Origin of the sequence: Promicromonospora iranensis, from assembly GCF_028994805.1 — a bacterium.
Lineage (GTDB): Bacteria > Actinomycetota > Actinomycetes > Actinomycetales > Cellulomonadaceae > Promicromonospora > Promicromonospora iranensis.
The window spans coordinates 49,438-72,398 of sequence record NZ_JAJQQP010000002.1; the positions used below are offsets into that span (position 1 = coordinate 49,438).

23 protein-coding genes and 1 pseudogene are annotated in these 22,961 nt (G+C 68.6%); 8 read left to right on the plus strand and 16 right to left on the minus strand.

The window, feature by feature from the left end; translation table 11 throughout:
* The first annotated feature begins 45 nt into the window (after window positions 1–45).
* Window positions 46–1,758, plus strand: a complete 1,713-nt coding sequence (locus LUM46_RS02705; RefSeq protein ID WP_274992139.1) for a polymorphic toxin-type HINT domain-containing protein — start codon at window positions 46–48, stop codon at window positions 1,756–1,758.
* Window positions 1,755–2,330, plus strand: coding sequence for an SMI1/KNR4 family protein (locus LUM46_RS02710; RefSeq protein ID WP_274992140.1), 576 nt, complete (start codon window positions 1,755–1,757; stop codon window positions 2,328–2,330). Before LUM46_RS02705 ends, LUM46_RS02710 begins: the two co-directional genes overlap by 4 nt.
* 57 nt (window positions 2,331–2,387) lie before the next feature.
* Here LUM46_RS02710 and LUM46_RS02715 read toward each other — a convergent pair whose 3' ends face one another.
* The 3 genes from LUM46_RS02715 to LUM46_RS26605 all read right to left on the minus strand — a co-directional run bounded on the left by LUM46_RS02715 (window position 2,388) and on the right by LUM46_RS26605 (window position 4,360).
* Window positions 2,388–2,855 carry an NUDIX hydrolase gene (locus LUM46_RS02715; RefSeq protein WP_274992141.1) on the minus strand — a complete coding sequence of 156 codons (468 nt, stop codon included), beginning with the start codon at window positions 2,853–2,855 and terminating at the stop codon, window positions 2,388–2,390.
* A gap of 96 nt (window positions 2,856–2,951) precedes the next feature.
* Window positions 2,952–3,926, minus strand: a complete 975-nt coding sequence (locus LUM46_RS02720; RefSeq protein WP_274992143.1) for a sugar phosphate isomerase/epimerase family protein — start codon at window positions 3,924–3,926, stop codon at window positions 2,952–2,954.
* Entirely contained in the window at window positions 3,923–4,360 is a 438-nt protein-coding gene (locus LUM46_RS26605) for an NUDIX domain-containing protein (protein ID WP_338109884.1), read from the minus strand. The genes LUM46_RS02720 and LUM46_RS26605 overlap by 4 nt, the downstream gene beginning before the upstream one ends.
* Before the next feature lie 64 nt (window positions 4,361–4,424).
* Between LUM46_RS26605 and LUM46_RS02730 the strand changes: the two genes are divergently transcribed.
* The 3 genes from LUM46_RS02730 (at window position 4,425) to LUM46_RS02740 (ending at window position 6,069) form a co-directional block, all read left to right on the plus strand.
* On the plus strand, window positions 4,425–4,892 hold the full coding sequence (locus tag LUM46_RS02730) for a DUF4291 family protein (RefSeq protein ID WP_274992146.1): 468 nt from the start codon (window positions 4,425–4,427) through the stop codon (window positions 4,890–4,892).
* 51 nt (window positions 4,893–4,943) lie between these two features.
* Window positions 4,944–5,663, plus strand: coding sequence for an ASCH domain-containing protein (locus LUM46_RS02735; protein ID WP_274992147.1), 720 nt, complete (start codon window positions 4,944–4,946; stop codon window positions 5,661–5,663).
* Between the two features lie 67 nt (window positions 5,664–5,730).
* Window positions 5,731–6,069, plus strand: coding sequence for a YciI family protein (locus LUM46_RS02740; protein ID WP_274992148.1), 339 nt, complete (start codon window positions 5,731–5,733; stop codon window positions 6,067–6,069).
* A 52-nt stretch (window positions 6,070–6,121) separates the two neighbouring features.
* On the opposite strand, the gene LUM46_RS02745 is transcribed toward LUM46_RS02740, so the two are convergent.
* The gene (locus LUM46_RS02745) at window positions 6,122–6,730 is read right to left on the minus strand and encodes a TetR family transcriptional regulator (RefSeq protein WP_274992149.1); all 609 of its coding nucleotides are present in this window, start codon (window positions 6,728–6,730) and stop codon (window positions 6,122–6,124) included.
* Between the two features lie 93 nt (window positions 6,731–6,823).
* On the opposite strand from LUM46_RS02745, the gene LUM46_RS02750 reads away from it, so the two are divergent.
* Window positions 6,824–7,762 (plus strand): aldo/keto reductase, encoded by a 939-nt coding sequence (locus tag LUM46_RS02750; RefSeq protein WP_274992150.1) that lies wholly within the window; start codon window positions 6,824–6,826, stop codon window positions 7,760–7,762.
* Between the two features lie 82 nt (window positions 7,763–7,844).
* Here LUM46_RS02750 and LUM46_RS02755 read toward each other — a convergent pair whose 3' ends face one another.
* Together LUM46_RS02755 and LUM46_RS02760 are read right to left on the minus strand one after the other, a co-directional pair.
* On the minus strand, window positions 7,845–8,276 hold the full coding sequence (locus LUM46_RS02755) for a hypothetical protein (protein WP_274992151.1): 432 nt from the start codon (window positions 8,274–8,276) through the stop codon (window positions 7,845–7,847).
* A gap of 3 nt (window positions 8,277–8,279) precedes the next feature.
* A complete protein-coding gene (locus LUM46_RS02760) occupies window positions 8,280–10,055 on the minus strand; it encodes a polymorphic toxin-type HINT domain-containing protein (protein ID WP_338109885.1) in 1,776 nt (591 codons plus the stop codon).
* A 201-nt stretch (window positions 10,056–10,256) separates the two neighbouring features.
* On the opposite strand from LUM46_RS02760, the pseudogene LUM46_RS26685 reads away from it, so the two are divergent.
* Window positions 10,257–10,604 (plus strand): annotated as a pseudogene (locus LUM46_RS26685) (aldo/keto reductase); the annotation flags it as partial.
* Window positions 10,605–10,712: 108 nt separating this feature from the next.
* On the opposite strand, the gene LUM46_RS02765 reads toward LUM46_RS26685, so the two are convergent.
* The 8 genes from LUM46_RS02765 to LUM46_RS02800 all read right to left on the minus strand — a co-directional run bounded on the left by LUM46_RS02765 (window position 10,713) and on the right by LUM46_RS02800 (window position 17,859).
* On the minus strand, window positions 10,713–11,120 hold the full coding sequence (locus tag LUM46_RS02765) for a VOC family protein (protein ID WP_274992153.1): 408 nt from the start codon (window positions 11,118–11,120) through the stop codon (window positions 10,713–10,715).
* On the minus strand, window positions 11,117–11,620 hold the full coding sequence (locus LUM46_RS02770; protein WP_274992155.1) for an SRPBCC domain-containing protein: 504 nt from the start codon (window positions 11,618–11,620) through the stop codon (window positions 11,117–11,119). Before LUM46_RS02770 ends, LUM46_RS02765 begins: the two co-directional genes overlap by 4 nt.
* Window positions 11,617–11,988, minus strand: coding sequence for an ArsR/SmtB family transcription factor (locus tag LUM46_RS02775; protein WP_274992156.1), 372 nt, complete (start codon window positions 11,986–11,988; stop codon window positions 11,617–11,619). The genes LUM46_RS02770 and LUM46_RS02775 overlap by 4 nt, the downstream gene beginning before the upstream one ends.
* Window positions 11,989–12,161: 173 nt before the next feature.
* Complete coding sequence (locus LUM46_RS02780; protein ID WP_274992158.1) at window positions 12,162–14,000, minus strand: calcineurin-like phosphoesterase family protein; 1,839 nt, start codon at window positions 13,998–14,000, stop codon at window positions 12,162–12,164.
* 804 nt (window positions 14,001–14,804) lie between these two features.
* Window positions 14,805–15,080, minus strand: coding sequence for a hypothetical protein (locus tag LUM46_RS02785; RefSeq protein ID WP_274992159.1), 276 nt, complete (start codon window positions 15,078–15,080; stop codon window positions 14,805–14,807).
* 170 nt (window positions 15,081–15,250) lie between these two features.
* A complete protein-coding gene (locus tag LUM46_RS02790; protein WP_274992160.1) occupies window positions 15,251–15,523 on the minus strand; it encodes a hypothetical protein in 273 nt (90 codons plus the stop codon).
* Window positions 15,524–15,529: 6 nt separating this feature from the next.
* Window positions 15,530–16,132: a hypothetical protein gene (locus LUM46_RS02795; RefSeq protein ID WP_274992161.1), complete on the minus strand. Its 603-nt coding sequence runs from the start codon at window positions 16,130–16,132 to the stop codon at window positions 15,530–15,532.
* 2 nt (window positions 16,133–16,134) lie between these two features.
* Entirely contained in the window at window positions 16,135–17,859 is a 1,725-nt protein-coding gene (locus tag LUM46_RS02800; protein WP_274992162.1) for a polymorphic toxin-type HINT domain-containing protein, read from the minus strand.
* A 160-nt stretch (window positions 17,860–18,019) separates the two neighbouring features.
* Between LUM46_RS02800 and LUM46_RS02805 the strand changes: the two genes are divergently transcribed.
* Window positions 18,020–18,526: an HAD domain-containing protein gene (locus tag LUM46_RS02805; protein WP_274992163.1), complete on the plus strand. Its 507-nt coding sequence runs from the start codon at window positions 18,020–18,022 to the stop codon at window positions 18,524–18,526.
* Window positions 18,527–18,538: 12 nt separating this feature from the next.
* Here LUM46_RS02805 and treZ read toward each other — a convergent pair whose 3' ends face one another.
* Window positions 18,539–20,398 (minus strand): malto-oligosyltrehalose trehalohydrolase, encoded by a 1,860-nt coding sequence (gene treZ / locus LUM46_RS02810; protein ID WP_274992164.1) that lies wholly within the window; start codon window positions 20,396–20,398, stop codon window positions 18,539–18,541.
* On the minus strand, window positions 20,395–22,947 hold the full coding sequence (gene treY / locus LUM46_RS02815) for a malto-oligosyltrehalose synthase (RefSeq protein ID WP_274992165.1): 2,553 nt from the start codon (window positions 22,945–22,947) through the stop codon (window positions 20,395–20,397). Before treY ends, treZ begins: the two co-directional genes overlap by 4 nt.
* Window positions 22,948–22,961: the final 14 nt, after the last annotated feature.

The window sequence follows — 22,961 nt, forward strand, 5'->3', positions numbered from 1 at the left end:
CTGACTCTTCGGGAATGCCGTTGATGTCGGGTAGGAGAGGTGTGTATGAGGCCGTCTGATTGGTCGCCGGTGGGGTTGGATGCTGATCCGACTCCGGGTGATCCGGTGCTGGTGCTCTCGGGTGGGCAGGAGTATCTGGAGGTCGCGTCCTCGATCGACAACGCCGCCTCCTCGATGTCCCGGTTGGATGTGGACGGCACCGTGTCGCAGGCCGTGGACGCGTTGATGGCGACCAAGGAAGACACCGTCGGTCAGATCCGTAAGGCCCACGGCCGGTACGTCGCCGCCGGTGAGGCCCTGGTCGGGTACGCATCCTCCCTGGAACGTGTCCAGTCGGAGACGCTGACCGCGCTGGACCAGGCCCGCGATGCGCAGGACCAGGTCCAGGCCGCGTCGGGGTCCAAGGACCGGTGGCAGGACCTGGCCGACTCGGCGAAGGACGAGACGGAGAAGCGCGAGTACGAGCAGAAGGCCGACCAGGCCGGTGGTGAGGCCGACCAGGCCGCGGGTGTGATCTCGTCCGCGAAGTCGACGATCGAGTCCGCGGTCTCCGACCGGAACCGGGCGGCCGAGCATGCGATCGACCGGATCGAGGAGATCACGTCCTCGGATGATCTCAATGATGGGTGGTGGGACAACTGGGGGTCCAAGCTCGTCGCCGCGATCGCGGACATCGCCGACATGATCTCCACCATCGCCGGGATCCTCGCGATCATCGTCGCGTTCATCCCCGTCGTGGGCACCGCCCTGGCCGGGGTGCTCCTGGTCATCGCGGCGGTCGCCGCCATAGTGAGCGCGGTCGCGAACATCACGCTCGCGGCCACGGGTGAGCGGTCGTGGGCCGAGGCCGGCCTCGCGATCGCGGGTGCGGCACTGTCGCTGATTGGTCTGGGTGCTGCGGCGAAGGCCACGACCGGGGTGGCCAAGGGGATCAGCAAGGGCGCGGTCAAGCAGGGCCTGAAGTCCGGTAAGTCGTGCAAGTTCGGGTTCGGTAAGTGCTTCGTGGCCGGGACCCTGATCCACACACCGGACGGTCCGCGGCCGATCGAAGAGATCGCCGTTGGCGACAAGGTCTGGGCCCACAACCTGGCCACAGGCGCTGATGAGCTCCAGCTGGTGGTCGAGACGTTCGTGCGGCACACCACCGAGCTGTTCCACCTCACGGTCAACGGCACCGTCATCTCCACCACGGCCGAGCACCCCTTCATGGTCCAGGGCCGGGGCTGGTTGGACGCCGCGTTCCTCAAGGTCGGTGACCTGCTGGTCACCCCGGACGGCACCACGGTCCCGGTCGAGGCCATCGAGACCGAGCAGCGCACCGAGGCCGATGCGGAGACGGTCTACAACTTCCACGTCGAGACCCACCACAACTACTACGTCCACGCGGGCGACCTGCTGGTCCTGGTGCACAACGCCGGCCACGTTCCGAAGGTGACGTTCAGTCGTACCAAGGGGCCCGGGCTCGGCAAGAACTTCGACAACGCGGTTGCAGCCGGTGAACCCACTCGATTGACTAAGGTCAGTGCCGCGGCACGAGACGCCAATCGTCGAGCGGCACTGCGGGGGCAACCGCCAGCACCGGCCGGTCAATCGCTCGATGAGTATCCGTTCGCGAGTTCGGCTGAGGGGGGTGCGGGCTCCCACGTGATGGCAGTGCCACGCGCAGAACAGAACTACCAGGGCGGAGTCTTGAGCGCCTTCTATCAAAAGCACAATATTCAACCAGGCGACCAGTTCGATGTGGAGTTCGTGCCATGACCTTTGAGATGACTGACTCCTTGAACCGTGTCGAGAACGCGCTCGCGGAGCTAGGGCGGGAAAAACTGTTGGGTCGTCTTCGGGCCGGACGCTCGACGGACGATATTCGGCGCAACCTCGACGCGGTCGGGCTCAGTTCCTCGGAGTCGCTGGAAAAGCTCTTCGGGTGGCACGACGGAACCGACACGAGTGATGCAATCTTGGACGACATCCACATGTTCCCGGGTTTCTATCTGCTCACTCTTGATGACGCCCTGGCGAACTACCGCGCCTTCGTGGAAGATCCCCGGTGGCAGCGTGGCTGGCTGCCTCTCTTCGCCAACGGCGGCGGCGACTTCTATGTTCTCGACAGTGCCTCAGCGGGAGACGGCCCGGTTCGCCACTTCCGCATTGATGAGACCGAACACCCGGTGGAATTCAGTTCGATCACCACCTTCCTCGCGGCGATCGCTACGTGTTTCGAAGGTGGAGTCTTCTTCGTGGACGCCAGCGGCTACCTTGAGATGGACGACCAGGCGTTCGCGACAGTCGCCGGCAGGGTTGATCCGACGGTGCAGTGGTGGAAGGGCTGAGTATGTGACAGAGCGGAACGAACACGGCCTGGAGCTCCCTGCTGCGAGGGCCGGCATTCAGTCCTGCCGGAAGTGCCCTCGCTCCACGGCCAGCCGGATCGCCGCCTTGTACCCCTCTGGCATGTCCAGCGCGCCGGCCTCGTCGGGCGTGACGAGCACCAGCTCCTTGTGCTCGTGGCTGTAGACGGGCACCACGTCGCCGTCGTACGTCGCGAGGAACGTCACGACGAGGACGTGGCGGTGCGGAAACACCCGGTACACCCACGTGTGGAAGGGCTCGCCGACGGTGGCGTCCCAGGCGAGCTCCTCCCGGATCTCCCGAGCGAGGCCCACGGCGGGCTCCTCGCCCGGGTCGAGCTTGCCGCCCGGGAGCTCCCACTCGTCGCGCTCGTTGCGGAGGAGCGGTAGTCGGCCGTTCCAGCTGATGACTGCCTTGAGCGAGACCGGCAGCTGGTACTCGAAATAGCCGGCGTTGCGCTCGACCAGGTAGGGCTCGCCGGAGGAGCGGGAGTGGAGCACCGTCATCGGTCGACGATAGCGGCGCAGATCGGGGCAGACATCTCGGTGCCGGCAGCGCGGCCTGGTTGGCCGACTGCCGGCACCGGTCAGACGCGTGCTGGGTCAGAAGGTGAAGCAGTCCAGGAATTTGTACGACTTCGCCGACGACTCGAACGACGGCGCGAAGTCCCACTCGTACGTGTAGTACTTCACGTCGCCCTTGGCGGCCCGGAAGATCGGTGCGAAGTCCATCTCGCCGTCGCCGAGCCCGACCTGGGTGAGTCCCTCCGGGGCGCCGATGTTCACGGCGTCCTTCACGTGCAGGAGCTCCATGCGGTCGCCGTGCTCCTCGACGAGGCCGGCGACGTCCATCCCGGCGTCGGCGGCCCAGCCGAGGTCCAGCTCGAACGTGACGTACCGCCGGTCGGTGTTCTCCACCAGGACCTCCCAGGCGGTGACGGTCTCGCCTGTCCCGGGGTGCGTGAACGTCTTCTCGAAGACGTCGGAGTGGTTGTGCAGCAGCACCTTCTTTACGCCATGGTGGTGGGCGTACTCGCCGAGCTGGTCGAGGTAGGCCGCCGTCTCGACCGTGTCCTCGTACGTGGCCGTGCTTCCCGGGATGCCGCCGGCTCCGATGTAGCGCTGGCCGAGCTCCGCCGCGTACGCGACCGTCTCCGGCCAGGTGTCCCAGTCCGTGCTGCCGTGGCTCGACGCCGCGTGCAGCCCGTGCTCGTCGAGCAGCGCCTCGAGGTCCTCGACCGGCATGTCGTACGGCTGGTTGTACAGCTCGACGTTGCGGAACCCGGCCTTGGCCACCTCACCGAACACCCGGTCCAGCTGCTCGGTGGTGGGCTGCTCGAACCCGAGCTCGCTGACGTGCGTGAAGAGCTGGATGGAGATCTGCGAGTCGGGGATGCCGCGGCCGGAGCCGCAGCCCGCCGCTCCCTGGTCCGGTGATGCTGCCGTCGCGGCCGGAGCTGCCGCGAGGGTTCCGAGGGCCATGGCCGCGGCGAGCGCGGCGGCGTGCAGCTGTCGGCGGTGTCGTGAGCGGGGGAGTGCGTTCCGCATCGTGCTCCTGACGTCGTTGTCGGTAGTCACCGCGAGAGACTTTTGACGCGCGGCATACAAAAGAGTCTCGTCGGGTGATATATGTCTGTCAAGGGCACTTTTCGGTCAGGCGGTGTACGGGGCGCCGTTGTCGCACAGGACCGGTCCGGCGTCGTTCCGCGTGGCGGCGAGGGCGACGGCGAGACGGCGGGCGAGCCGGTCGCTCGTCCGCTCCCGGGCACGTGGTCGACGACGAGCAGCCGCATGTGCCGACGCACGATCCCGAGCTCCTCGGAGAGCTCGCGTGCGGCGGCGTGCCAGGGGGACTCACCGGCGTCGACCACACCGCCCGGGATGTCCCACGTCGGTTTGTACGAGGGCTCGACGAGCACGACGCGGCCTGCGTCGTCGTACAGGAGGACGCCTGCGGACATGCGCTTGAGGGGGAGTGAGGCGACGTACTGGTCGAAGGGAAGGAGGTCCATCGTCCGACGCTAGTGGTCTCAATTCGCTTGGCCGACGCGAGCCCGGTGCGTACGGTCAGAGCCGATGAACATCCCGAAGCGTCAGGTTCGTGCTGTCTACGACACCGAGGCGATCACCGTGTACCAGGCCTACCCGCTCGGCATCGCTGCCCTGAGCCACTTCGACCGGAGGCTGCACGACGACGCCGCGGCTTGGGCCGCCCAGAAAGCGGCCAGTCCCGTACGAGTCCAATGGGATCCCGAACGCACACCCTCCGGCGCTGCACTGGAGCACCGGTCGCTGCAGGTCGGAATAGGTGGAGCGGCCGTGGATGCCTACGTGGACGAATGGGTGATCGGCCTGGAGGACATCACGGAGCGGGTCCGAGCGTGGCGCTCGGAGCTGGTCGACGGAGGTTCGCCGACGCTGCCCCACGAGACGCCGTACCCGCTTCCGTCGTCGGTGGCGGTGCGCATTGAGGCCCACACTGCCTTACGAGCTGATCATGCGCAGGGGCGGTCGGACGGCGAGCGGGTGCCCGACGAGCCCTGAGGTTCTGAAAAGGCCTCGGTGCGAGGTGGCCGCACGTGCCAGGATCGACGCATGCTGATTGCCGCCGAGCAGCGCCTTCTCGACGCGGCGCTCGACACCGCCTCCCGCCTTCCGGCCGACGGCTCGTACCTGAACACCGTCGCGTCCGCCGTGATGGATGTGCACGGTGACATCTACACCGGCGTGAACGTCGGCCACTTCACGGGCGGCCCGTGCGCGGAGCTCGTCACGCTCGGGGTGGCGGCGGCCGCAGGGGCCGGCCCGATCGCGTTGATCGTCGCGGCGGGTGACGAGGGCCGCGGTGTCATGCCCCCGTGCGGACGATGCCGCCAGGTGCTGCTGGACCAGCAGCCGGACTGCCGCGTCATCGTTCCCGACGGCGACGGTGCGAGCTCGGTCCCGGCTCGCGAGCTGCTTCCGTACCCGTCCCAGCACCCTGACGCGAACCCGCCGCGCCTGCTGCGGTTCAGCCCGCAGCACTGGGACAACGTGGTCGACGGCGTCAAGACGGCCACCACCCGCTTCAACGACCCGGCTGCTCCCGGACCGGCCACATTCCTGTTCGAGTTCGATGACAGGTACCGGACTCTGCCCGGGGTGGTCGAGTCCGTCGAGCACGTCCGGTTCGCCGACATCACCGATGCCCAGGCGGCCCTGGAGGGCTGTACCGCCGACGAGCTGCGCACCGCCCTGCGGACCCACTACTACCCCGAGATCGTCGACGACGACACGGTCGATTTCGTGCGGTTCCGGCTCGTGGCGGAGGGCTGATCGGCGAAGGTGCTCGTCGTAGGGTGGGACCTGGCCGAAGGGTGCTTCAGGACAGGGGAGTCAGGGGATGCGGCGATACCTGATCTCGTTCGAGGACGGCGCGATGACCTTCCCGGAGGAGGACCTGCCCGAAGTCTCGCGGGCCTCGCACGAGGTGGTCCAGCAGGCCAAGGACGCCGGGGTGTGGATCTTCGGCGCCGGGCTGAACGTCCACGAGGTGAGCGTGGTGGCCACGGACGGTGTGGTGACCGACGGTGTGCCCCCGCAGAGCACCGCACGGCTCGGCGGGTTCTCGATCATCGAGGTGCCCTCTCTCGACGAGGCCAAGGCCTGGGCTGCCAGGATGGCCGTCGCGTGCCGGTGTGCGCAGGAGGTCCGGGAGATCATGTTCGACCCGGAGTCCTGACCGGCCGGTCCTGACCAGCGCCGACGTGCTCGAACGGCTCCGCCGTCGGCTCTCAGGCCGTCGGCCGGAGCATCGCGAAGCTGCGTTCGAGCAGCTCGGAGATCGTGGTGTCGTCGTCGACGTCTGCCCAGGTGGTGAACGCGACGTCGAGGCACGCGAGCGACGCCTGGACGATGATCTCGGCGCGTAGTGCGGTGTCCCCGTCGTCGGGCAGCCGGGCCGCGACGAGGGGGAGGAGCATGCGCCCCCACAGCTGGTGCTTCTCGAGGTTGCGGGCGCGCAGCGACGCGGTGCTGACGAGTATCCGCATACCCACCTTGCCGCGCTGGACGCGGCCGTCCTGCGCCAGCAGGCCGATGAAGGCCTCGAACGAGGCCAGGAGCGAATCCCACACCGGCTCGTCGGCGGGGCGGGCCGCGAAGGCGTCGCGTACGAACTCGCCCCAGCGCTCCGGCTCGCCGACGACGACGTCCTCCTTGGCGGGGAAGTAGCGGTGGAACGTGCGCCCCGACATGCCCGCGGCGGCGGCGATCTGGTCGACGGTGACCTGGTCGAACCCGCGCTCGGCGAACAGGTCGAGCGCGACCTCGGTGATGCGGGCGCGCACGGCATCACGGCTGATCTCGCGCAGGCTCGGCCCGCTGCTCGTGGTGCTCGGCATGGTCCCCAGACTACCGCCGGTGCCGCATGTGTCAGGGCCTGACAGATATGGCGTACGCTGACACGTATCGCCTCACAGCTAAGGAGTCTCACCATGGAGACGCGCACACTGGGCCAGCAGGGCCTGACCGTTTCGGCACTCGGGTACGGCGCGATGGGGACCGCGGCGTTCTACGGCGCCACCGACGACACCGAGTCGATCGCCGCCATCCGCCGCGCGCACGACGGGGGCGTGACCTTCTTCGACACCGCCGAGCTGTACGGCTGGGGTGTGGGGGAGGAGCTGCTCGGCCACGCGCTCGCGCCGATCCGCGACGAGGTGGTGATCGCCACCAAGTTCGGTTTCACCAGGACCTACGGGTCGGACTCGCGGCCCGAGCACATCCGTGAGGTGGTCGACAACAGCCTGCGGAACCTGGGCGTCGACGTCATCGACGTCCTGTACCAGCACGTCCCGGACCCGAACGTCCCGATCGAGGACGTCGTGGGCGTGATGAAGGAGTACGTGGACGCCGGCAAGGTCAAGTACCTCGGCCTCTCCAACGCGGACGAGGACACGGTCCGGCGCGCCCACGCGGTGCACCCGATCTCGATGGTCCAGGAGGAGTACTCGATCTTCGCTCGCGAGAGCGAGGTGCTGCTGCCCGTGCTCGAGGAGCTCGGCATCGGGCTCGTCGCGTACTCCCCGCTGGCACGCGGGTTCCTGAGCGGCGCGGTCCAGCCGCGCGACCAGTACGACGCCGACGACGTGCGCCAGATGATCGGCTGGTGGGCGCCCGAGAACTTCGACGCCAACGTCGAGATCGCGAGCCGGCTTCGGGAGCTCGCCGCGAGCAAGGGCGTCACGCTGTCGCAGCTGGCCCTGGCCTGGCTGCTGGCGCGGAAGGACTATGTCGTGCCGATCCCGGGGTCGCGCAACCCCGAGCGTGTGGCGCAGAACGTCGCGGCGGCCGGCATCACCCTGACCGACGGGGACCTGGCACGGATCGCGGAGATCGCGCCGGGTGGGGCGGTGGGGGAGCGGGGCGTCTGAGCCCTCGGGCTGCTCGCTGGGTGAGGGCGTGATCGTTGCGGCTGTGGATTCGTGCGGCCGCGACGATCACTCCCTCCCGTTCTCATGCTGCCGAGTCGTTCCGTGCGACCAGGATCCAGAATTCCGACTCTTCGGTGCTGACGGCGATGCTGACCGAGCGGTCCAGGCTGGACGCGATGAAGTCCGGCTCGTCGGACTCCATCCCCAGGTCGCGGATGGAGAACTGCTTGTTGGCGCGGACATGGAACCAGGGCAGGTCGAACGTCCCTTCGCCACTGACCGTCAAGAGAAACTCCCTGCGGTCCGAGACCACGCCTAGCGATGCGGCCACCGTGGTCCAGGTCTGTTCCAGCGCGACGAGCGAGGCCTCCTCCAGGGCGTCGGAGATCCGCACCACGGGCTCGGCGTGTACGGAGGAGAAGGCCTTCCATGCTGATTGGACGTCGTCCGGTGTGCCGGACTGCCCCAACCGGATGAGCCCCGACCGGTCAATGTTCTCGATGGTGCTGGACATCGGTCAGTTTCCCCCTGGGTAGTCGTAGTGGTGCTTTCCGCCCACCTGACCGTAGCGCTCGGCTTCGGTGACATTGTCCCAACCGAAGTTGACAGCCGACCTGCTGGGATCGCCCTTAGGCTGGCCGGCGTGGAAGTGCGGTCCGCGGGCAGGGTCGTTCGTGTGGTTGGCGATGACGCGCGAACCGTCCTCGGTCTCGAACTGTTCGTACCTACCGTGTCCTCCGGGGTCCTTCTCTGCGTACTTGTACCCCTTCTGTCCCCTCCGCATGACGTCGTCTCCGACGTCCCACACCTCGTCCGGCACAGCGTCTTGCGGTATACCTGCTCGCTCGCGAGCCGCCTGATAGGCCTCATCCCTCGATGTGAACGTCCGGTTGTCGATCTGCTTGGGCGGCTTCTTGGGTGCGTGGTTGTTGTGGACGAGGACGGGGGTGTTGCTGGCGTGGACGTAGTAGTTGAGGTTGTTCTCGACGTGGAAGTTGTAGACCGTGACGATGTCGGTGAGGTCGCGTTCCTCGACCTCGACGGCTTCCAGGATCGTGGTGCCGTCCGGGGTGATCAGGACGTCGCCGGGGCGTAGGTTGCCGGCCATCTGCCAGCCCATGTCCTGGACCATGAACGGGTGCTCCGCCGTCGTGGAGACCACGGACCCGTTGATGGTCAGGTGATATAGAGCGACGGTCTGGTGCACGAAGGTCTCGGCGACCAGCTGCAACTCGTCCAGCCCGGTGACGAGGTTGCGGGTCCAGACCTTGTCCCCGACGGCGATGTCCTCGATCGGCTTGGTGCCGCCCGCGGTGCTGACCAGGGTGCCGGCCACGAAGCAGGTGCTGAACCCGAGCCGGCAGTTCTTGCCCGACTGCAGGCCCTGCTTGACTGCGGTCTTGCTGATCCCCTTCGCGATCCCGGTCGCAGCCTTCGCCGCGGCACCCAGACCGATGAGCGAGAGCGCGGCACCGGCGATCGCGAGCCCGGCTTCGGCCCAGGACCGTTCACCGGTCGCGGCGAGCGTGATGTTCGCGACCGCACTGACTATCGCTGCCACCGCCGCGATGACGATCAGTACCCCAGCCAGGGCGGTGCCGACGACGGGGATGAACGCGACGATGATCGCGAGGATCCCCGCGATGGTGGAGATCATGTCCGCGATGTCCGCGATCGCGGCGACGAGCTTGGACCCCCAGTTGTCCCACCACCCATCGTTCAGGTCGTCGGAGGAAGTGATCTCTTCGATGCGGTCGATCGCATGCTCTGCCGCGCGGTTCCGGTCCGAGACCGCGGAGTCGATGGTCGACTTCGCCGAGCTGATCACACCGGCGGCCTGGTCGGCCTCACCATCGGCCTGACGGGCCTTCTGCTCGTACTCCGCCTTCTCCGTCTCGTCCTTCGCGCTGTCGGCAAGGTCCTGCCACCGGTCCTTGGACCCGGATGCCGCCTGGACCTGGTCCTGCGCATCGCGGGCCTGGTCCAGCGCGGTCAGCGTCTCCGACTGGACACGCTCCAAGGAGGAGGCGTACCCGACCAGGGCCTCACCCGCGGCGATGTACCGGCCGTGGGCCTTGCGGATCTCGCCGATGGTGTCTTCCTTGCGCTCCATCAACGCATCCACCGCCTGCGACACAGTGCCCTCAACATCCAACCGGGACATCGCACTCGCAGCGTTATCGATCGACGACGCGACCTCCAAGTACTCCTGCCCACCCGAGAGCACCAGCACCGGATCCCCAGGAGTCGGATCAGCATCCAACCCCACCGGCGACCAATCAGACGGCCTCATGCGTACCCCACCCCTGAGCAGCAACGACAACGACGCTGATGAGAGTACCCATCGGGCGCCACCCGGACCATGAAAAGTGCGCTCCGGCAGCCTGAATCATCTGTCAGCAGGATCGACTCGCGGCACGGTGTTCCACCGGCGCGTGCCGACAAGTCGTGGTAGCGGCACACTCACCAAGCGTCGGCACGGAAGGGGAACCGAGTGTTGGTACACCAGCTTGCCTGTCCACGTGATCTCAAGGCTCACTCCCCGCTTGCACGCGGGTTCCTGAGCGGCGCGGTCCAGCCACGCGACCAGTACGACGCCGACGACGTGCGCCAGATGATCGGCTGGTGGGCGCCCGAGAACTTCGACGCCAACATCGAGATCGCGAGCCGGCTCCGGGAGCTCGCCGCGAGCAAGGGCGTCACGCTGTCGCAGCTGGCCCTGGCCTGGCTGCTGGCGCGGAAGGACTATGTCGTGCCGATCCCGGGGTCGCGCAACCCCGAGCGTGTGGCGCAGAACGTCGCGGCGGCCGGCATCACCCTGACCGACGAGGACCTGGCACGGATCGCGGAGATCGCGCCGGGTGGAGCGGTGGGGGAGCGGGGGTCTGAGCCCGAGAGGGCTGGAACCGGCTCTGCTCCGCCTGCACGACGGAGCAGGGCCGGCCTCTCGTCAGGAGCGGGAGGAGATCTGCTGGACCGCCCAGGAGTTGCCGTCAGGGTCGTTGAAGAAGCAGAACCCCACGTTGTCGAGCGGCTCCGGCGTGGGCGTGGGGTTCTCGCCGAGAACCTGGACGTCAGTCACGTCCACTCCCCGTTCGGCCAGCTCGGCCTGAGCCTTCGCGACGTCGTTGACCACGAGCTGCAGGCCCTTGAGCGATCCGGGGGGCATCGGGGATACCACTCCTTCGCCGATGACGACCGAGCATCCCGATCCAGGCGGGGTCAGCTGCACGATGCGTTGGCCCTCGCCGATCTTCGTGTCGTGGTCGACGTCGAAGCCGACCTTGTCGCTGTAGAAGGCCTTGGCGCGGTCGACATCGGAGACGGGCACGATGACGACTTCGAGTGTCCACTTCATGGGTGCTCCTTCTGGGGGTGGGCGAGTCCGGCAAGGACTGCGTCGAGCCGGTCGTACGCCTGACCGACTCCTCGGGTCATGGGGTAGCGGAGCACGATCTCGCGCGCTTCCGGAGTGGCGTATCGCAAGGTGCTGGTCAGCGTCGTGGTGGCAGCCAGCTCGGTGAGGTCGTGCGCGATCAGGGTCTCGCCGGGGTACGACTGGTCGTCGAAGGCCTCGGTGTAGACGAGCCGGGACGGCCGCTCGACCTCGCGGTACGTCCCGGACTGGGCCATCTCGGCGTCGTCCGGGCCGTGGGAGACGAACCGCCAACGCCCGCCGACGCGCAGGTCGACCGAGCAGGCGACGAGGCGCCAACCCCGGGCGCCGTACCAGCGGGCCAGCAGGTCCGGTGTGGTCAGCGCGTCGAAGACGAGATGGGCGGGAGCGTCGAAGGTCCGCGACATCACGATCTCCCGGTCGCCCGGTGCGGTGACGTGCAGGCGCTGGTCGGTGCTCATGAGGCGCCGTCCGGTGGGGGAGGGGTGGCCTTGTCGTCGGCCGTGAGGTCGGCGAGCAGGGCGTCGAGCTGCGCATAGCTCTCACCCCAGTAGTCGCGGTAGTTCGCGAGCCACGCGGTGGCGTCGCGCAGGGGCGCTGCCTCGAGGCGGCACGGTCGGCGCTGTGCCTCCCGGGTCCGGGTGACCAGGCCTGCTCGCTCGAGCACCTTCAGGTGCTTCGAGATGGCGGGCTGGCTGATGGCGAACGGCGCGGCCAGCTCGGTGACCGTCGCGTCACCCGCGGCGAGCCGGGCGACGATGGCGCGGCGCGTCGGGTCGGCGAGGGCGGCGAAGGTGGCGTCGAGGCGCTCAGCGGTCGCGGTGCTCATAACCACCTAGTTTCATAACCATATGGTGATGATGCCTGGATCGTCGTTGGCCTGTCAAGGGGCATCCCTGGCCGCGCGGCCGGGGCATCATGAGCCACACGAACGACGACGCCCCCTGGCCGGGATGGCCAGGGGGCGTCGGCACTGCAACCGCTAGGACCGGCGAGCGACCGTCACTCGGTGACCTCGAAGGTCAACGACTCGGTGAACTGCCGGCCGTGCACGTCCGTGGCGGTCACCTCGGCGGTGTGCTCACCGACGGCGAGGTCGGCAGGCAGCTCCAGGCGCCACAGGTGCGACGTCCGCTCCACGAGCCCGCCGCCGTGGGGCAGCGTCTCCAGGTTGGCCGCCGGGTCGGACCACTCGGCGCCGATCCGCACGCCCTCGCCCTGCAGCTGCTGGGTACGCGTGGCCTCCACGGGCCCGCCGCCGTCGACCCGCACCTGCACCGTCGACCCGGTGGAACCCATCCAGAAGTTGGTGGTGAGCCAGGTACCGGCAAGCTCGTCCCTGGACACGGAGAGCGGCTCGGCCAGCTCCGGCGCGGACCCGACGTTGCTCCTGTTCGCGGCGAACCAGTCCCGGTACCGGGGGGTGTTGAGCCCGAGCGCCAGCTGCTGGGAGCCGTCGTCGCCGCGGACGGTGTACCGCTCGGTGATCCTCGTGTTCTTGATGTCCAGCGTCAGCACCCCGGGAGGCGTCCCGTCCCGCTGGACGGCGGTGGGGTAGCCGGCATCGAGCTGCCGCCCCGCATACCAGTGACCCGAGACCGCCCCGACGGTCAGATGGGTGAACGGGAGCCCGTCCTCGCCCACCAGGTCCTTCCACCCCGCCATCAGGTCACCTTCGCGCAGGTTCTCCGACATGTGGGTGTGCCCGCCGAGGGAGATGACCTCCCGGCCCTCGAGGATGTCGTAGATCTCCTGCAGCTGCTTGGTGCGGTGCGAGTCGCTGTACCAGAACTCCAGCAGCGGGCTGTGCCCGGCCAGCACGATGGCGCGGTCCTCGGGCACGGCCGCGATGTCGTTGCGTAGCCACTCCAGCTGGCGCTCGCCGAGGCCGTAGGTGTACCGGCTCGTGGTGCCGGGGTACTCGATGGTGCTCAGCGCCACGACGTGGGCCTTGCCGACGTCGTAGGAGAAGTACTCCGGGCCGAGCTGGGCGCGGAACGTGTCGAAGTTGTGGTCCCGCGCGGGGGAGTCGAAGTCGAGGTCATGGTTGCCGGGCAGGAACCGGGCCGGACCGTTGAGGGTCTGCGTCAGGTCCCTCGTCTCGTCGAACAGCGACAGGTCGTCGCCCACCACGTCGCCGAGGAACAGGACGCCGCAGCCGGTGTAGTCGCTCCGCTCGGCCAGGTCCGCGAACGCGCCCGCCCTGGCGTACTCGGCCTCCTTCGTGTTGTAGGTCTGCACGTCGGCGCCGATCGCGCAGTGCTGCTCGGGCGAGCGCGTCTCCGTGCTCGCGGTGAGCGGAAAGTTCAGCTCGTCCGGCACCGGGCCGGTGGGCTCCAGGCCGCCGTAGCGCAGCTCGGGGGAACCGGCGGGCAGGTGGTGGTAGTGGAACTGGGCGACGTTGTCGTCGTCGACCGGCACCTGGTAGCCGCGGGGCTGCGTGACGAAGACTGTCATGTTGGCCTCGACCGGCAGCTCGTAGCGGCCCTTGCTGTCGGTGGTGGTCACCACGCGGCCGTTGGACACCGAGACGCCGGCCAGCCCGCGCTCGTTCCGGTCCCGCGTCGAGCTACGGTTCCGGTCCACGAAGACGGTGCCCGTGACGGTCGCTCGGTCCGCGCTGGATCCCTCGACGACATCGACGCCGCCACGGTAGGCGGTCTCGTTCCAGTCGGTCTCGTTCCGGTCGGCGGCGGCCGACGTCGCTCCGTGAGACGTGCCGTCTGCGGGTGCGGCGCTGCTGGCCACCGGTGCCAGCAGAGCGCCGGAGAGAGTGACGACGAGTGCGCCGACGCCCCACCGCGCCGAACGTCGGGTGCGTGATCCAGACACCGGATTCACAGGGATCTCCTCGCTGTAGCGTCGCCGACCTGTATGGCCGGCAGGTCGCCACTCTGGCGATCACGCGTGAACCGGACCCGGCTTTCTGTTGATTGCCGGGTGAATTTGACCTGTCCCGGTGGCGGCGGTGCCGTCGGCTCGCGCTACCTGTCCGGCGGTCAGGTGAGGAGCATCTCGATGAACGGCCCTGGGGAAGGGCGTCGGGTGCGCGGGTCGAGGGCTCAGTGCTTTCGCTCCGCTCCGGTGTCTGCCCAGGTGAGCCACTGCTCGAACGGCTCGATGCCAGCGAGGGCCGGGTCGACTGTTCGCGCTCCGAGCGCGAAGTCTGCTGCGGGCTTTCTGAGCATCTGGAGCAGGGACCATGGCCAATGCGCTCGGTCGCCGGATCGGGTACCCACGCGGTTCGGGATGAGCACGTGATCGTCAGTTCGTCACTGTCGGGCGAGAACTCGAGCTTGGCTTCGGTGCCCTGCGAGTACATGTCGAGCCTAGAGAGGTCACCTGACTCAAGGTTATCGAGCAGGTCCGACAGTTGCTCCAGGAACACCGACATGTCGTAGTCGACGCTCATCGGCCAGGGTTCACGGCCGAAACCGCTCAGGGTAAACCGTGCGCCTTCAGCCTCTGCGAGGACCTGGCAGAGAGCTCGATGACAAGGCATTCGTAGTCATAGGTCAGGTCGAACGAGTGGCCACTGTTCCCGAGGCCGCTGGACTCGTACGCGACGCGAAAGGCCATCAGGGTTTCTCCAGGATCGGGTAGGCGCCCTCAATCATTCCGTTGTACCGCGGTAAGGCCCTGGAGTCACAGTGCCAGTCTGCCCGCTTGGTTGACGGTGTCCTCCCACGTGACTTCGGCCAGGCTCGGCAGGGAGTCGGGCAACAACCCAGCCAGATTGGAAAGGAGCGTTTGGTCGCCGACAACGACGTATCCGCCCCACGGATGGTGGTCCAACGGAATCAGGCTGGCGTAGCCACCGGCAGGACCAGCGGCCAGATAGGTGAGCGCTGCTGACCGATCTGCCTCTTCGCGATCAACGCCGCCGAGTTCTTCGAAAGCGAACAGGCCACGCTGCATCATGGCCGTTGATGCTGCATACCAGGCCCGGGGCGAGGCATCTGGCGCCACGAGCCCGAGGCACGAGCCGGCACCACGGGCCTCCCGTGTTGCCGTGAGGAACTCGTGCAACCTAGCCGAGCGCGGATTCAGCGTGTTCCATTCACTGCGTACCTTGAGTCCTCGAGGATTCGTCAGATCCCTTCGGCGATGAGGTCGCGCTGAAGGTCTCCATAGCGGTCGGAAAGACCAGCCGGCGGCTGTGGTGCGGCGCTCGGTGCAAACCACGTTCCCAATCCGCACCACTGGTAGGACTCCCACGCAAAGCCAAGTGTGGCGACCAGTGATGGCTCGTCCTCGGCATCGGCCGGGGGCCACGACGCAGGTGGTAATCGCCTGGAAACCTCGTCAGACCAGTGGAGCAGGGCTGCCAGTTCCGATCCGTCGATTTTCGTGATGGCTGCCATATGCGCTCATCTGCCTAGCCCTGTCTGGACGTCGATATGTGTGGCCAGTTCCGCGGTGGGGTTGCCCAACGACCATGCGGCGTGATCCGCGGCGTGATGTTCGATGGCGTCCCGTCGGACGACCAGGCGCTCGGGAGCAGGCGGAGTGGTGCTGGGATCGGCGATGAACGCATCCCAATCGAAGTCCTCTGTGCTGCCGCGCTTGTCGATCACTATTCCAATGACCTCGTCCGATGAAGCACTCGCGAGCTGATCAGCACCGGATATCGCAGACTCGACCTGGTGGAACTCAAGACCGTCCAGATAACAGGTCACAGAATAGAACGCGGTGCCCGACGAGGTCTCAGTGAGGTTGCGACGGACCGTGACGACCATGTCCTCCGACTTCGAGTACCACATCTGGAAGGTCAATGACGGAGAGTCGTTGTCTTCCAGCAGCGGTACGAAGCACTCGCTGGAAATGATCTCCCGAGTTCCCTCGAGATCAATAACGCTGACCTGGCCTTCGCCGATCGGATAGGCCAGGGTCGCGCCAGTGGCCGCCAGGTGGTCGACGACGCGTTCGGTGGGTTCTCCACGAAGGAACCAGATCATGAATCCGTCAGACATTGTCACTCCTTGGGAAAGCTGTGCACGTAGCCGTCGCCGAACCACTTCTTGGCCTGGTCGATAGCGCTCGAGGGCGTTCCGTCTTCCAGGTAGTACAACGCATCGACACCGTCACGGTCAGCGGCCGCCTTGCTGATCTGCAACTTCTGGCCGAACGCTGCCGGGTTCTTCGCTTTCGCGGGTCCGCCGACGAAGATGTACTCACCGTTCGGGCCGAGGACGTCGAGACCTGTCGACCCGACACCATCGACAGACACCTTGATGTCCTGGCCTTTCGCGTTCTTCGCGAGCTTGCCGCCGACAATCCTGGCGACCCGTTCCTCGCGTGAGAGGCCGAGTGCCTCGGCCTCGTGCCCGGAGTTGTGGACGAGGATCGGTGTGTTGCCGGCGTAGATGTAGTAGTTGGAGTGGGTCTCGACGTGGAAGTTGTAGACCGTCTCCGCATCGGCCTCGGTGCGCTGTGCGGTCTCGATGGCCTGGACCGGGACGGTGGTGCCGTCCGGGGTGACCAGCAGGTCACCGACATTCAGGAACGCGGCGTCCAGCCAGCCGCGGCCCTGGACCATGAACGGGTGCTCGGCCGTGGTGGAGACCACGGACCCGTTGATGGTCAGGTGGAACAGCTCGTCGGTGGTGCGCACGAATGTCTCGGTGACCAGCTGCAGCTCGTCGCGGCCGGTGGCCAGGTCGTGGGCCCAGACCTTGTCCCCGATCCGGATCTCCTCGATCGGCCGCGGACCGTCCGGGGTATGGATCAGCGTGCCCGCGACGAAGCACTTACCGAACCCGAACTTGCACGACTTACCGGACTTCAGGCCCTGCTTGACCGCGCCCTTGCTGATCCCCTTGGCCACCCCGGTCGCAGCCTTCGCCGCCGCACCCAGACCGATCAGCGACAGTGCAGCACCCGCGATCGCGAGCCCCGCCTCCGCCCACGACCGCTCACCCGTGGCCGCGAGCGTGATGTTCGCGACCGCATTGACGATCGCCGCCACCGCCGCTATCACGATCAACACCCCGGCCAGGGCGGTACCGACGACGGGGATGAACGCGACGATGATCGCGAGGATCCCCGCGATGGTGGAGATCATGTCGGCGATGTCCGCGATCGCGGCGACAAGCTTGGACCCCCAGTTGTCCCACCACCCATCATTGAGATCATCCGAGGACGTGATCTCCTCGATCCGGTCGATCGCATGCTCGGCCGCCCGGTTCCGGTCGGAGACCGCGGACTCGATCGTCGACTTCGCGGACGAGATGACCCCCGCCGCCTGGTCGGCTTCACCACCGGCCTGGTCGGCCTTCTGCTCGTACTCGCGCTTCTCCGTCTCGTCCTTCGCGCTGTCGGCCAGGTCCTGCCACCGGTCCTTGGACCCGGATGCCGCCTGGACCTGGTCCTGCGCATCACGGGCCTGGTCCAACGCGGTCAGCGTCTCGGACTGCACCCGTTCCAGGGAGGAGGCGTACCCGACCAGGGCCTCGCCGGCGGCGACGTACCGGCCGTGCGCCTTACGGATCTCGCCGACGGTGTCTTCCTTCGTCGCCATCAACGCGTCCACCGCCTGCGAGACCGTGCCGTCCACATCCAACCGCGACATCGACGACGCGGCGTTGTCGATCGAGGACGCGACCTCCAGATACTCCTGCCCACCCGAGAGCACCAGCACCGGATCACCCGGCGTCGGATCAGCATCCAACCCCACCGGCGACCAATCAGACGGCCTCATCCTTACCCCACCCCTGAGCAGCAACGACAACGACGCTGCGAGAGTACTCACCCGCTACGAATACGACCACAAAAGTTCTTCGGCCGGACCGAATCGCTGCGCAACAGACTCCACGGGGAAAGGTCGTGACGGCAATGCGTACCCCCGCTATCGTGCCGGGATGACAGGAGCATCGCGCCCGATCCTGTTCCTCGACGTCGACGGAACGCTCCTGCCGTTCGGTGGTTCCGGCATGCCGGCGGTCCCGGGCTCGCCGGACGTGTGGACGGCGTCGACGAACCCCTATCTGGGGTGGGTCGACAGGACGCTCGGCCCGCTGCTGGCTGGGCTGGACTGCCACCTGGTGTGGGCGACGGCATGGATGGACGACGCCAACGAGGTGATCGGGCCGCTGCTCGGTCTGCCACGGCTGCCGGTGGCTGACCTGCCCGTGTACGCCGGCGACATCGGGGACGACGACCTGCAGTGGAAGACGAAAACCCTCGTTCGCATCGCTGACGGGCGGCCGTTCGTGTGGATCGACGACGTGATCGGGCAGGCGGACCGGGCGTGGGTCGAGGCCGAGCACCCGGGGGCAGCGCTGCTGCACAAGGTGGACTCGGCAGTCGGGGTCACTGCCGCGGACCTGGCCGTGATCGCTGCGTGGGTACGGGACATGGGGCGCTGAAGAGAGCCCACTTCATGGCTGGGTGTGAGGCGCGCTATTGAGCTGCGAGCGTTTCTGACCCGCCGCCAGCACTACGACGCCCGGTCCTTCCACGGTCACGGTCGTCGAGCCTGGCCCGCTCTCCACCCCTGCCGGGACGCCCCCGAGCACCACGCCGGAGTCGAGCACGAGCGTCGGCGTCTCATCGTCGTGCGAGACCACGACTGATACCGGCCCCTCGTCCAGCGCCAGCACGACGTCGATGCGGTCACCGCCGTCGACGGCGCCGCGTGTCAGCACAACGGCCCCGTCCTCGACCCGCACCGTCGTGGCCCGTCGGTCCCCGGACGCGATCGCCGGCTCGGTGCGCCGGAGCCGGATCAGTGCCCGGTAGAGGTCGAGCATCCGGCGTCCGCCGTCGGAAGAGGCCTCCGCCCAGTCCAGCCGAGAGCTCTCAAAGGTCGAGCGTGCCTGCGGGTCGGGCACCTCGACGTCGGTCCCGTACAGCTCGGCCCAGCCATGGCCGCCGAACTCCGCCGCCCGGCCGCGCGAGACCGCCTCCCCGAGCTCCGGTTCCTCGTGGTCCGAGAAGTACAGGAACGGCGTGGTCGCGCCCCACTCCTCGCCCATGAACAGCAGGGGAGTGAACGGCCCGAGCAGCACGACGGCGGCGCTGACCGCGAGCCCGCCCGGCGTCAGCACGCGGGACGGCCGGTCGCCGAGCGCCCGGTTGCCCACCTGGTCGTGGTTCTGCGAGCAGACGACGAAGCGGCGTCCGTCCAGGTCGGGCGGCACCGGGGCGCCCCAGGGCTTGTCGCGGAAGGTGGACCAGCCGCCGTCGTGCACGAAGATCTCGGTGAGGGCCTTGGCGAGCGTCTCGGGCGCGCCGAAGTCGACGTAGTAGCCGTGCCGTTCTCCGGTGAGGAGGGCGTGCAGGGCGTGGTGGACGTCGTCGGCCCACTGAGCGGTTATGCCGTACCCGGCACGGTCCTGAAAGACCTCACCGGTCGGTGTGACGGTGCGGGGGTCGTTGGCGTCGGACTCGGCCACCAGCGAGAGCGGCCGCCCGACCTCTGCGGCGAGCGCCGCGACGGCGTCGGACAGCTCGGCGAGCAGGTGCCGGGGCGAGTCGTCGGCGAGCGCGTGGACGGCGTCGAGGCGCAGCGCGTCGATGTGGAAGTCGCGGAACCAGCGCAGCGCCTTGTCGATGATGAAGGCGCGTACCTCGGCGGCGCCGTCGGCGTCGAGGTTCACGGCCGCGCCCCAGGGTGTGTGGTGCCGGTCGGTGAAGTAGGGGCCGAACTCGGCGAGGTAGTTGCCCGACGGGCCCAGGTGGTTGTCGACGACGTCGAGACAGACCGCGAGCCCGCGAGCGTGCGCGGCGTCGACGAAGCGCTGCAGCGCGGCCGGGCCGCCGTACGGCTCGTGCACCGCCCAGAGGGCGACGCCGTCGTAGCCCCAGCCGTGGTGCCCGCCGAACCCGGCCAGCGGCATGAGCTCGACGACGTCGACGCCCAGGTCGACGAGGTGGTCGAGGCGCTCGACGGCGGCGTCGAGCGTGCCGGCCGGCGTGAACGTGCCGACGTGGAGCTCGTAGGTGACGGCGCCGAGCACCTCCTGGCCGGGCCAGGCGGCGTCGGTCCACGCGTGCGCGGCGGCGTCGAACGTGCGCGACGGGCCGTGCACGCCGGCGGGCTGCCAGGGGCTGCGCGGGTCGGGGCGCGGCGGGCCGCCGTCGAGCGAGAACGCGTAGTCGGTGCCGGGCGGGAGAGGGTGTTCGGTGCGCCACCAGCCGTCGTCGTCGACGGTCAGGGGCTCTGTGGAGCCGGTCGCCGGGAGCACGAGGTCGACGCGGGACGCGCGCGGCGCCCAGACGCGGAGGGGCGCGGTCATGCGGTCGCCTCGTCCGTCGGCCCGGTGGGCGCGGCGGTTTTGGCCGGCCGGGCAGGCTCCGCCACGAGCAGGGCGACGGGCCAGGAGCCCAGGAGGTCGCTGAGGCGCGTCACGCCGGCATCGGCCTCGGCGGGAGAGCCCGTGAGCACCGACCGCCACGCCTCGCCCGGCAGGGGTTCGGGCAGGACGACGGACGCGTCCGGGAGGCCCGGCCCGTCACCGAGCCGCGTCGCGACGACGGCGACACGCGGCCCCGCGGCGTCTCGCCGGACGAAGCCCACGGCGCGGCCCGTGGTCACGGGCAACGGCTCGTAGCCCGCGTCCTCGCCGACGAACGCGCCGGGGTGCTGCCGGCGAACGCGGAGCGCCGTGGCCGTCACGGCCAGCTTCTCCTCGGCGAGACCCGACGGCGCCTGGCCGGCGTCCAGCACGGCGAGCGTCGTGGCGAGCGAATCCAGGTCGACGGGTCGCCGGTTGTCGGGATCGACCAGCGAGATTCCCGTGACCTCGGTGCCCTGGTAGACGTCGGCGACGCCGGGCACGGTGAGCTGGAGCAGCTTGGTCGCGAGCACCGAGCGCCGGACGGTGGGCGCCACCTGCTCGACCCAGTCGCCGAACCCGGCGACGACCTCGGGGTGTTCGAGCAGGGCGGTCGCGTAGCGCACCAGGCCTTCCTCGCGGGCCTCGTCGGGCGCGGTCCAGGTGGTCCACGCCTTCTGCTCGCGCGACGCCTTGACCAGGTAGGCGGTCAGACGCTCGGGCTCGATGGGCCCGGCCTCGGTCCAGGTGCCGGCGAGCGTCTGCCACAGGAGGTTCTCGGTACGGCCGTCGAGGTCGGCGGGGCGCAGGCCGGCCGTGGCCTCGCGCAGGTGGCGCACGAGCGTGGCCCATTCCTCGGGGTGCGCGGCGATGGTCCCGATGCGGGAGCGCACGTCCTCGCCGCGCTTGGTGTCGTGCGTCGAGCCGGCCGTCATGGTCGCGGGCCACGACTCGGCGGTGCGTCGCGCGTGCTCGTGGAACTCGTCGGGCCCGACGCCGAAGCGGTCCGGCGCCCCGCCCACCTCGCACAGGCTCACCAGGTGGGTCCAGCGGTAGTACGCGGTGTCCTCGACGCCCTTGGCCATGACGGCGCCGCACACCTGCGGGAACCGGACGACGAGCTCCGCCCGCCGATCCTCGCCCTGGCGGCCCGCGGAGCCGGCCTCCCGCCCGAGCACCAGGTCGACGACGAGGTCCAGCGTGTCGTGCCGGTCCGGGTCGAGGCGCGAGCGGGCGACGTCGGCCGCCTCGTGCACGACACGTTCGGCCTCGGGCGGCGCCGCCTCCCCGGGCACGACGTAGGCGCGGTACCGGCCGAACGCGACGACGAGCTCGACGACGCAGTCCTGGAGGGACCGGAAGGTGTGGTCGCGCAGCCGCACGTCCTCGCGGCAGATGTCGGCGAGCATCGTGGTCAGGAGGTGGATCTCCGCGTGCAGCGACGTCTCGACGATCTGCCGCTTGGCCTCCTCGACCACCTCGTCGAGGGTGGTCTGCTCACCGGTCACCTCGTGCATGAGGCCGGCGAGCGGGGCGGCGCCGTCGTCGTCGACCTGCAGGGCGTGCAGCCGCCATGCCGTGTCGTAGCCCGTGGTCCCCGCGACGGGCCAGTCGTCGGGCAGCGCCTCGTCCACCTCGAGGATCTTCTCGGCCGCCACCCACGCCCCGCCGGTCGCCTCATGGAGACGGCGCAGGTAGCCCCGGGGGTCCGCCAGCCCGTCGGGGTGATCGATGCGGAAGCCGTCGACCACGCCGGCGTGGAAGAGGTCGAGCAGCAGCGCGTGCGTGGCGTCGAAGACCTCCGCGTCCTCCACGCGGATGCCCGCGAGCGTGCCGACGTCGAAGAAGCGGCGGTAGTTGAGCTCCTCGTCCGCGACACGCCAGTACGCGAGCCGGTAGTGCTGGCGGCGCACCAGCTCGGCCAGCGGCAGGTCCTCGGTCTCGGGACGGACGGGGAAGAGGTGGTCGTAGTAGCGCAGGACGGGCTGTTCGGTGTCGGCCCCGCCGTCGCCGGGCACGACGACGTGGTCCAGGACGAGCTCACCCGCGGCGAGCACCGTGCCGATCCGCGCGCCCAGCACCGGCATGAGCAGGCCCTCGCCCTCGGTGAGCTCGACGTCGAACCACCTCGCGTACGGGGACTCCGGCCCGTGCTTGAGCACGGACCACAGGGCGCGGTTGTGCCAGGCCGGGGTCGGGACGGCCATGTGGTTCGGGACGACGTCGACGACGATGCCCATCCCGCGCGCGTGCGTCGCCGCGGCGAGCCGTTCGAGGCCTTCTCGGCCGCCGATCGTGTCGCTGATGCGGGTGTGGTCGACGACGTCGTACCCGTGCGTGGAACCGGGCGCGGCCTGCAGCACGGGCGAGAGGTAGAGGTCGGTGATCCCCAGGGTGTCGAGATAGGGGAGGACCTTCTCGGCGTCCGCGAACGTCAGGTCGGGGCCGAGCTGGAGGCGGTACGTGCTGATCGGGGTGCGGCGGGCGGGTCCGGGGAGATGGGAATGCATGTGCCTCCGTCGCT

Coding starts and splice junctions, on each gene's coding strand:
- LUM46_RS02705 (WP_274992139.1), top strand. CDS start 46: ATGAGGCCGTCTGATTGGTCGCCGGTGGGGTTGGATGCTGATCCGACT.
- LUM46_RS02710 (WP_274992140.1), top strand. CDS start 1,755: ATGACCTTTGAGATGACTGACTCCTTGAACCGTGTCGAGAACGCGCTC.
- LUM46_RS02715 (WP_274992141.1), bottom strand. CDS start 2,855: ATGACGGTGCTCCACTCCCGCTCCTCCGGCGAGCCCTACCTGGTCGAG.
- LUM46_RS26605 (WP_338109884.1), bottom strand. CDS start 4,360: ATGGACCTCCTTCCCTTCGACCAGTACGTCGCCTCACTCCCCCTCAAG.
- LUM46_RS02730 (WP_274992146.1), top strand. CDS start 4,425: ATGAACATCCCGAAGCGTCAGGTTCGTGCTGTCTACGACACCGAGGCG.
- LUM46_RS02735 (WP_274992147.1), top strand. CDS start 4,944: ATGCTGATTGCCGCCGAGCAGCGCCTTCTCGACGCGGCGCTCGACACC.
- LUM46_RS02740 (WP_274992148.1), top strand. CDS start 5,731: ATGCGGCGATACCTGATCTCGTTCGAGGACGGCGCGATGACCTTCCCG.
- LUM46_RS02745 (WP_274992149.1), bottom strand. CDS start 6,730: ATGCCGAGCACCACGAGCAGCGGGCCGAGCCTGCGCGAGATCAGCCGT.
- LUM46_RS02750 (WP_274992150.1), top strand. CDS start 6,824: ATGGAGACGCGCACACTGGGCCAGCAGGGCCTGACCGTTTCGGCACTC.
- LUM46_RS02755 (WP_274992151.1), bottom strand. CDS start 8,276: ATGTCCAGCACCATCGAGAACATTGACCGGTCGGGGCTCATCCGGTTG.
- LUM46_RS02760 (WP_338109885.1), bottom strand. CDS start 10,055: ATGAGGCCGTCTGATTGGTCGCCGGTGGGGTTGGATGCTGATCCGACT.
- LUM46_RS02765 (WP_274992153.1), bottom strand. CDS start 11,120: ATGAAGTGGACACTCGAAGTCGTCATCGTGCCCGTCTCCGATGTCGAC.
- LUM46_RS02770 (WP_274992155.1), bottom strand. CDS start 11,620: ATGAGCACCGACCAGCGCCTGCACGTCACCGCACCGGGCGACCGGGAG.
- LUM46_RS02775 (WP_274992156.1), bottom strand. CDS start 11,988: ATGAGCACCGCGACCGCTGAGCGCCTCGACGCCACCTTCGCCGCCCTC.
- LUM46_RS02785 (WP_274992159.1), bottom strand. CDS start 15,080: ATGATGCAGCGTGGCCTGTTCGCTTTCGAAGAACTCGGCGGCGTTGAT.
- LUM46_RS02790 (WP_274992160.1), bottom strand. CDS start 15,523: ATGGCAGCCATCACGAAAATCGACGGATCGGAACTGGCAGCCCTGCTC.
- LUM46_RS02795 (WP_274992161.1), bottom strand. CDS start 16,132: ATGTCTGACGGATTCATGATCTGGTTCCTTCGTGGAGAACCCACCGAA.
- LUM46_RS02800 (WP_274992162.1), bottom strand. CDS start 17,859: ATGAGGCCGTCTGATTGGTCGCCGGTGGGGTTGGATGCTGATCCGACG.
- LUM46_RS02805 (WP_274992163.1), top strand. CDS start 18,020: ATGACAGGAGCATCGCGCCCGATCCTGTTCCTCGACGTCGACGGAACG.
- treZ (WP_274992164.1), bottom strand. CDS start 20,398: ATGACCGCGCCCCTCCGCGTCTGGGCGCCGCGCGCGTCCCGCGTCGAC.
- treY (WP_274992165.1), bottom strand. CDS start 22,947: ATGCATTCCCATCTCCCCGGACCCGCCCGCCGCACCCCGATCAGCACG.